This is a genomic window from Micromonospora sp. SD12 (assembly GCF_052068495.1).
Classification (GTDB): domain Bacteria; phylum Actinomycetota; class Actinomycetes; order Mycobacteriales; family Micromonosporaceae; genus Micromonospora; species Micromonospora echinofusca.
In genome coordinates this window covers 163,360-172,289 of the sequence record NZ_JBQHDF010000012.1, presented here as the reverse complement: position 1 = coordinate 172,289, position 8,930 = coordinate 163,360, and the positions used below count along the sequence as shown (strand labels likewise).

Below are 8,930 nucleotides of genomic sequence, written 5' to 3'. Positions count from 1 at the left end.
TGCGGTCGGGTGAGTGTGATCTGGCGTTGGCCGGTGGTGTGACGGTGATGGCGACGCCGGGGACGTTCATCGAGTTCTCGCGGCAGCGTGGTCTGTCGCAGGACGGCCGGTGCAAGTCGTTCGCGGCGTCGGCGGATGGCACCGGGTGGTCCGAGGGCGTCGGCGTACTCCTCGTGGAGCGGCTGTCGGACGCGCAGCGCAACGGGCACCGCGTGTTGGCGGTGGTGCGTGGCACGGCCGTCAACCAGGACGGCGCGTCGAACGGCCTGACCGCCCCGAACGGTCCGTCGCAGCAGCGGGTGATCCGCCAGGCCCTGGCGAACGCGCGTCTCACCGCCGCCGACGTGGACGCCGTGGAGGCGCACGGCACGGGCACCACCCTCGGTGACCCGATCGAGGCGCAGGCGTTGTTGGCGACGTACGGGCAGGAGCGTCCCGTCGACCGGCCGCTGTTGTTGGGGTCGGTGAAGTCGAACATCGGGCACACGCAGGCGGCTGCCGGTGTCGCTGGTGTGATCAAGATGGTGCTGGCGATGCGGCATGGTGTGGTGCCGTCGACGTTGCACGTGGATGAGCCGTCGCCGCACGTGGACTGGTCGGCCGGGGCGGTCGCCCTCGCGACCGAGCCCACTCCGTGGCCGGTCGTGGATCGGCCGCGTCGGGCGGCGGTGTCGTCGTTCGGGATCTCCGGGACGAACGCGCATGTGATCATCGAGCAGCCGCCGGCCGAGGTGGTCGAGGGTGAGATCGTCGTCCGTGAGGTGCCGCCGGTGGTGCCGGTGCTGCTGTCGGCCCGCGACGGTGCGGCGTTGTCGGCGCAGGCGGGCCGGTTGGCGCGCTGGTTGGCGGCCGACGAGACCCCGCGTCCGTTGGATGTCGCCTGGTCCTCGGTCACCACCCGGCCCGCCCTGGAGCAGCGCGCCGTCGCCGTGGTGGCCGACGGCAACGACCTGCTCTCCGCACTGCGGGCCCTCGACGCGGGCGAGCCCTCCGGGGCCGTCGTGACGGGCTCCGCCGCCGTACGCGGCCAGGTCGCACTGCTGTTCTCGGGTCAGGGTGCGCAGCGCGCCGGCATGGGTCGGGACCTGTATGCCGGGTTCCCGGTGTTCGCGGCGGCGTTGGACGAGGTGTGTGCGCAGCTCGATGCGCTGCTGCCGCGTCCGCTGCGGGAGGTGCTGTTCGCGGAGGCGGGCAGTGCCGAGGCGGAGCTGCTGGACCAGACCGTCTTCACCCAGGCCGGGTTGTTCGCGGTCGAGGTGGCGCTGTTCCGGCTGGTGGAGTCGTTCGGGGTCGTGCCGGACATGCTGGCCGGTCACTCGATCGGCGAGGTCACGGCCGCACACGTGGCGGGCGTGCTGTCGCTGGCGGATGCGTGTGCGCTGGTGGCGGCGCGGGGTCGGTTGATGCAGGCGCTGCCGGCCGGTGGCGGCATGCTGGCCGTGGCGGCGGACGAGGCAGCCGTGGCGGAGTCGATCGCCGGGCTGACCGACCGGGTCGGCGTCGCGGCCGTCAACGGACCCGCCGCCGTGGTCGTGTCGGGTGCCGCCGACGCCCTGGACGAGGTGGAGCGGCTCTGGCGGGACCGGAATGTGCGGACGCGCCGGCTCACGGTGAGTCACGCGTTCCACAGTCCGTTGATGGAGCCGATGCTGGCCGAGTTCCGTGCGGTCCTCGACGGGTTGACCTTCGCGGCGCCGTTGCTGCCGGTCGTGTCGAACGTGACGGGTGCGCTGGCCGATGCCGACGAGATCCGCACGGCCGAGTACTGGGTGCGGCACGTGCGGGAGGCCGTCCGGTACGCCGACGGGGTGACCGCCCTGAGGGCCGCCGGGGTGGACACGTTCCTGGAGATCGGGCCGCAGAGCGTACTGACCGCGATGGCCGGCGACGTGCTGCCCGCCGACGACGCCGTGCTGGCCGTCGCCGTGCAGCGCCGGGACCGGCCCGAGGCGCACGCGCTGCTGCACGCCCTCGCCGAGCTGCACGTCCACGGCGTTCCCGTGACCTGGCGGCAGTGGTTCGCCGACTCCGGAGCGCGGCGGGTGGACCTGCCCACGTACGCCTTCCAGCACCAGCGCTACTGGCCGGAGGGCACGCCCGCGAAGCAGACCGCCCCGGACGGCGGCGACGCCGACTTCTGGGCCGCCGTCGAGCGGGGCGACCTGGCCGCCCTCGCCGCCGAACTCGGCGACGACACCGAGGACCTGGACGCCCTCGGCCCGGCCCTGCCGCTCCTGGCTCGCTGGCGTCAGCACCGGTCCCGGGACACCGCGCTGGACGGGTGGTCGTACCGGGTCGCGTGGGAGCCGGTGCGCCCGGCCCCGGCGACCGGGCTGTCCGGACGGTGGCTGGTGGTCACCGTCGACGGCGGCGCCGACGCGGGCGTGGCGAAGACCCTGACCCAGGCGGGCGCGCGGGTCGACCTGCTGACCGCGCCGCCCACCCTCACCCGGGCCGACCTGGGCGAGCGGCTGCGCCGAATCGGTGCCGACGGCTGGGCCGGGGTGCTCTGCGTGCTGCCCCGGCAGGACCGGCCCCTGGCGGACACCCCGGCGGTACCCGCCGGCGCGGCCGCCCTGCTCACCCTCACCCGGGCGCTGACCGACACCGGCCTGCCGGGACGGGTGTGGGCGCTGAGCCGAACCGCCATCCCGGTCACGGCCGGGGAGCGGGCCGGCGACGTCTGGGCGGCCCTGGCCTGGGGCCTGGGCCGGGTCGTCGCCCTCGAACAGCCCGACCGTTGGGGCGGCCTGATCGACCTGCCCGACCGCGCCGACCGCGGCGCCCGCGCCGGGCTCGTCGCGGTCCTCGCCGACGGCACCCTGGACCAGGTGGCCGTCCGCCGCAACGGCCTCTTCGGCCGGCGGCTGGTGCCGGCCGCGCCGCCGGCCGGTGCGGGTTGGCGGCCCGTCGGGACGGTGCTGGTGACCGGTGGCACGGGTGCCCTGGGTCGGCACGTGGCGCGTTGGTTGCTGGCCAACGGGGCCGGCGAGGTGGTGCTGGCCTCGCGGCGGGGCCCGGCGGCGCCGGGCGCGGCGGAGCTGGTCGACGAGCTGGGTGCGGTGCGGGTGGTGGCGTGCGACGTCACCGACCGGGCGGCCGTCGACGCCCTCGTGGCGGACCTGCCCGGGCTGACCGCCGTCGTGCACACCGCCGGGGCGTCCGGCGGCACCACCCCGGCGTACGAGGTGACCGACGGCGAGCTGTCGGAGACCCTGGCCGGCAAGGTGCTCGGCGCCGTGCACCTCGACGCCGCCTGCCGGGGCCGCGACCTCGACGCGTTCGTGGTCTTCTCCTCGGTCGCCGGCGTCTGGGGCGGCGGCGGGCAGGCCGGCTACGCGGCCGGCAACGCCCTGCTCGACGCGCTCGTCGCCGCCCGCCGGGCGGCCGGCCTGCCCGCCACCGCCCTGGCCTACGGCCCGTGGGCGGAAGACGGCATGGCCGCCGGCGAGACGGCGGACGGCCTGCGCCGCCGCGGGTTCAGCCCGCTCGCGCCCGACGCCGCCGTCGCGGCGCTGGGCCGCTGGGTGAACGCCCCCGAGGCGGCCCCGGTGATCGTGGACGTCGACTGGTCCCGGTTCGTCACGGCGTTCACCGCCGCGCGGCCGAGCCACCTCTTCGACCGGGTCGCCCCGGCCGTCGCCGAGCAGCCGGAGCGGCCGGAGAACGCCGCCGCCACCGACGGGCTGCGCAACCGGCTCGCGACGCTCCCGGCGACCGGCCAGGAGGCGCTGCTGGTCGACCTCGTCCGCGCGGAGGCGGCGGCCGTCCTCGGCCACCCCACCACCGACCAGGTGCCGGCCGGCCGGGCGTTCCGCGAGCTGGGCTTCGACTCCCTCGCCGCCGTGCAGCTGCGGGACCGGCTGGGCCGGGTCACCGGCCTGACCCTGCCGTCGACCGTGGTCTTCGACCACCCGTCGGCGGCGGAACTGGCCCGCTTCCTGCGTACCGAAATCGTGGTCGGCGCGGACGGCGGCCCCGCCACCGGCGGCGTGGCCTCGGCCCGGCCGCCGGCCGACGAGCCGATCGCGATCGTCTCCATGGCCTGCCGGTTCCCGGGCGGGGTGTCGTCGCCGCAGGAGCTGTGGCGGCTGCTGGCCGACGGGGTGGACGCGGTCACGCCGATGCCCACCGACCGGGGCTGGGACCTCGACGCCCTGTTCGACGCCGACCCGGAGCGGGTCGGCACCAGCTACACCCGCAGCGGCGGCTTCCTGCACGACGTGGCGGGCTTCGACGCCGCGTTCTTCGGCATCAACCCGCGCGAGGCCCTCGCCATGGACCCGCAGCAGCGGCTGCTGCTGCACACCACCTGGGAGGTCTTCGAACGCGCCGGCATCGACCCGCACCGGGTACGCGGCTCCGCGACCGGCGTCTTCATGGGCACCAACGGGCAGGACTACGCCACCCTGCTGCTGGGCGCCCGGTCCCAGGTGGAGGGCTACCAGGCGACCGGCAACGGGGCGTCGGTGGTCTCCGGCCGCCTGGCGTACTCGTTCGGGCTGCACGGCCCCGCGGTCACCGTCGACACGGCCTGCTCGTCGTCGCTGGTCGCGCTGCACCTCGCCGCGCAGGCGCTGCGCAGCGGCGAGTGCGACCTCGCGCTGGCCGGCGGCGTCACGGTGATGTCGACCCCGGGCGCGTTCCTGGAGTTCTCCCGGCAGCGTGGCCTGGCCGCCGACGGGCGGGTCAAGGCGTTCGCCGAGGCCGCCGACGGCACCGGCTGGGGCGAGGGCGTCGGCGTCCTGCTGCTCCAGCGGCTCTCCGACGCCCAGCGCGGCGGCAACCGGATCCTCGCCGTCGTACGGGGCAGCGCCGTCAACCAGGACGGCGCGAGCAACGGCCTCACCGCCCCGAACGGGCCCGCGCAGCAGCGGGTCATCCGGCACGCGCTGGACAACGCCGGCCTCACCCCCGCCGACGTGGACGTCGTCGAGGCGCACGGCACCGGCACCACCCTCGGCGACCCGATCGAGGCGCAGGCGCTGCTGGCCACGTACGGCAGGGAGCGCCCCGCCGACCGGCCGCTGTGGCTCGGGTCGGTCAAGTCGAACATCGGCCACACCCAGGCGGCGGCGGGCGCGGCGAGCCTGATGAAGATGGTGCTGGCCCTGCAACACGGGGTGCTGCCCGCGACCCTGCACGTGGACGCGCCGACCCCGCACGTCGACTGGACGTCCGGCACGCTGGCGCTGCTCACCGAGGCACGACCGTGGACCACCACGGACGGGCCGCGCCGGGCCGGCGTCTCCTCGTTCGGGATCAGCGGCACCAACGCCCACGTGATCATCGAAGAGGCCCCGCAGCCGGAACCGGTCGCCGCCGACGGGGAAGGGCCCGAAGCGACCGTCGGGCACGGCGAAGCGCCACGCGACCAGCGCGCCGTGGCCCTGCCGTGGCCGGTCTCCGCCGCCGACCTGCCCGCGCTGCGCGCGCAGGCCGGCCGGCTGGCCGACCGGCTCGCGACCGGGGACGACCCCGCCGACCTGGTCGCCTGGACGCTCGCCGACGGCCGGGCCCACCTCGGCCGGCGGGCCACCGTGGTCGCCGCCGACCGGGGGACCCGGCTGGCCGCCCTGCGCGCCCTGGCCGGCGGGGAGGACCACCCCGCGCTGGTCATCGCCCGACGGCACGGAGGCGGCCTCGCGGTCCTCTTCTCCGGCCAGGGCGCCCAGCGTCCCGGCGCCGGCCGGCAGCTGTACGACACGTTCCCCGTGTTCGCGGCGGCCCTCGACGAGGTCTGCGCGGCGCTGGACCACCAGCTGCCGCAGCCGCTGAAGCCGGTGCTGTTCGCGGCCGACGGCAGCGCCGAGGCGACGCTGCTCGACGAGACGGTGTTCACCCAGGCGGGGCTGTTCGCGCTGGAGGTGGCCCTGTTCCGGCTGGTCGAGTCGTTCGGGGTGGTGCCCGGGCACGTCGCCGGGCACTCGATCGGCGAGATCACCGCCGCACACGTCGCCGGGGTGCTGTCCCTCGCCGACGCCGCCACGCTGGTGGCCGCCCGGGGCCGGCTCATGCAGGCCCTGCCCGCCGGGGGCGGGATGCTCGCCGTCGCCGCCGACGAGGCGGCGGTGGCCGAGTCCCTCGCCGGGCTGACCGACCGGGTCGGTGTCGCCGCCGTCAACGGCCCCACCGCCGTGGTGCTCGCCGGAGCCGTCGACGCCCTCGACGGGCTGGAGCGGCTCTGGCAGGAGCGCGGCGTACGCACCCGGCGACTGCGGGTCAGCCACGCGTTCCACAGCCCGCTGATGGAACCGATGCTGGCCGAGTTCCGGGCCGTCCTCGACGGGCTGACGTTCGCCGCGCCACTGCTGCCGATCGTGTCGAACCTGACCGGGCGGCTCGCCGGGCCAGACGAGATCCGTACGCCCGACTACTGGGTGCGGCACGTGCGGGAGGCCGTCCGGTACGCCGACGGGATCGCCGCGCTGCGCGACGCGGGCGTGGACACCTTCCTGGAACTCGGCCCGCAGGCGGTGCTGACCGCGATGACCGCCGGCCTGCTGCCCGACGACGACGGCACGGCCGTGGCGGCGCTGCGCGCCAACGCCGACGAGCCGACCGCCCTGCTCTCCGCGCTGGCCGTCGTGCACGGCACCGGACGCGACGTCGACTGGTCGGCGGTGCTCGCCGCGCTGGCCGGCCCCCGTCCGGACCCCCGCCGGCTGCCCGAGCTGCCGACGTACGCGTTCCGGCCGCAGCGCTACTGGCCGACCCTCGACGCGGCGCCGACCGTCGACCCGGTCGACGACGCGTTCTGGCGGGCCGTCACCGACGGCGACCTGGGCCGCCTCGGCCTCGACCCGGACCAGCCGCTGCGCGAGCTGCTGCCGGAACTGGAGTCGTGGCGGCGTCGCCAGCGCCTCGACGGCACCCTGGCCGGCTGGCGGTACCGGATCACCTGGGAGCGCCGGGCGCTGACCGGCGCCGACCCCGGCACGTGGCTGGTGGTGGCCCCGCCGCACCAGGTCACCGACCGGGTGCTCGCCGCCCTCACGGCCGGCGCCGCGACGGTGCACGTGCTGACCGTCGACCCGGCCACGGTCACCCGCGACGGCCTGGCCGCCGACCTCGACCGGCTCGCCGCCGCGTACCAGCCGACGGCGCTGCTGTCCCTGCTGGCGCTGGACGAGGCGCCGCACCCGGAGCAGACCGCGCTGCCGACCGGCCTGGCGGCGAACCTGCTGCTCGTGCAGGCGCACACCGGCCGCTCCGGACCGGCCGTGCCGCTGTGGCTGGCGACCACCGGCGCCGTCGCCGTGGACGACGAACCGGTCGTGCACCCGACGCAGGCCACCACGTGGGGCCTCGGGCTCGTTGCCGCCCTGGAGCACCCCCGGCACGTCGGCGGAGTCGTCGACCTGCCGGCGGGCCCCGACGAGGCGGCGTACGCGGCCCTGGTCTCGGCGCTGGTCAACGTCGACGGGGAGGACCAGCTCGCCGTCCGGCAGGCCGGCGTACACGCCCGGCGTCTGGTCCGCGACACCGGGCGGCCGGCGACGGGCGACGGCTACCAGCCGAACGGCACCGTCCTGCTCACCGGCGGGACCGGGACGCTAGCCCGGCACACCACCGACTGGCTGGGCCGCCACGGCGCCGAGGTGCTCCCGCTGACCGAGCCGGCCACGGGCAAGCTCGGTGATCTGATGGAGCAGCTCGCCGCCGAGAGCCGGCCGGTGACCGCGCTCGTGCACGTACCGGCGGAGACCGGCTCGGTGCCGCTGGGCGAGCTGACCCTCGCCGGCCTGGCCGCCGACCTCGCCGCCACCGTCGGCGACGTCCCCAGGTACGCCGACGAGCTGGCCCACCGGCCGCTCGACGCGTTCGTGCTGTGCACCTCCACGACGGGGGTGTGGGGCGCGGGCGGCCGGGCCGGCCAGTCCGCCGGTGACGCGCTGCTGCACGCGCTCGCGGCGAACCGACGGCACGGCGGACTGGCGGCCACCGCCGTGGCGTGGGGCCCGTGGCACGACGATCCCGAGTCGGCCGAGCTGGCGCAGCTGCGCCGGCGGGGCCTGCCGGGCCTGCCCCCGGAACTGGCCGTCGAGGCGTTCGGGCAGGCGCTGCGGGGCGAGGCGGCGCTGGTGGTCGCCGACGTGCGCTGGGACCGGTTCGTGCCGACGTTCGCGTCGATGCGGCCGTGCCCGCTGCTGACCGGGGTCCCCGAGGCGGGCGCGGCGATGCCCGCCGACGACGACCACCGGCCGGCGGACGACGAGGCGGCCGCCGCGCTGCGGGAGCGGCTTCGCCCGCTGAGCCCCGCCGAGCGGGAGGGCGTCCTCGTCGACCTGGTGGGTGGCCTCGCGGCGGCCGTACTCGGCCACACCGGGGATGCGGGGCTGGAGCCCGACCGGGCGTTCCGCGAGGTCGGCTTCGACTCGATGACGGCCGTGGAGCTGCGCAACCGGCTCCGCGCCGCCACCGGCGTCCAGCTCCCCGCCGCCGTGGTGTTCGACTATCCGACGCCGGCGGCGCTCGCCCGGCACCTGCGCGACCGGCTCGCCGAGGACGGCGCCACCGCGGCGGCCCCGCTGCTCGCCGAGCTGGAGCGGCTCGACGGCGTCTTCGCGGCCGACGCGCCGGACCGGCTCACCCGCCAGAAGCTGCTGGTGCAGCTCCAGGCGTTCGTGGCCCGATGGGGCGACGAGCGTGGTCCCGTCGAGGAGAAACCGGCCTCGCACACCCTCGACGACGCCACCGACGCCGAGATCTTCGATTTCATCCACCGCGAGCTGGGTGGCCCCGGCGGCAATTTGCCGGGCATCTAGAAATGGTGTCGTACGGCCGTTGTCGACGGTTGTGACACCTGCGGCCGGGCGGGCCTGGACACCCGCCCGGCCGCAGGCCGCGAGGGTGCCGCGCCGGACCGCTCGCAGGGCGGGTCGGCGCAGCCTGCGCCCCCGCCGCCTAGGGGCACCCGTAGGGGCACG

At 76.6% G+C, this 8,930-nt stretch carries 1 protein-coding gene; it reads left to right on the top strand.

Annotated elements, in window-relative coordinates:
* Window positions 1–8,768 (top strand): type I polyketide synthase (locus ACTMS2_RS21510; protein ID WP_441176999.1); only part of this gene is annotated, 8,768 nt, incomplete at its 5' end.
* Between the last annotated feature and the right edge of the window lie 162 nt (window positions 8,769–8,930).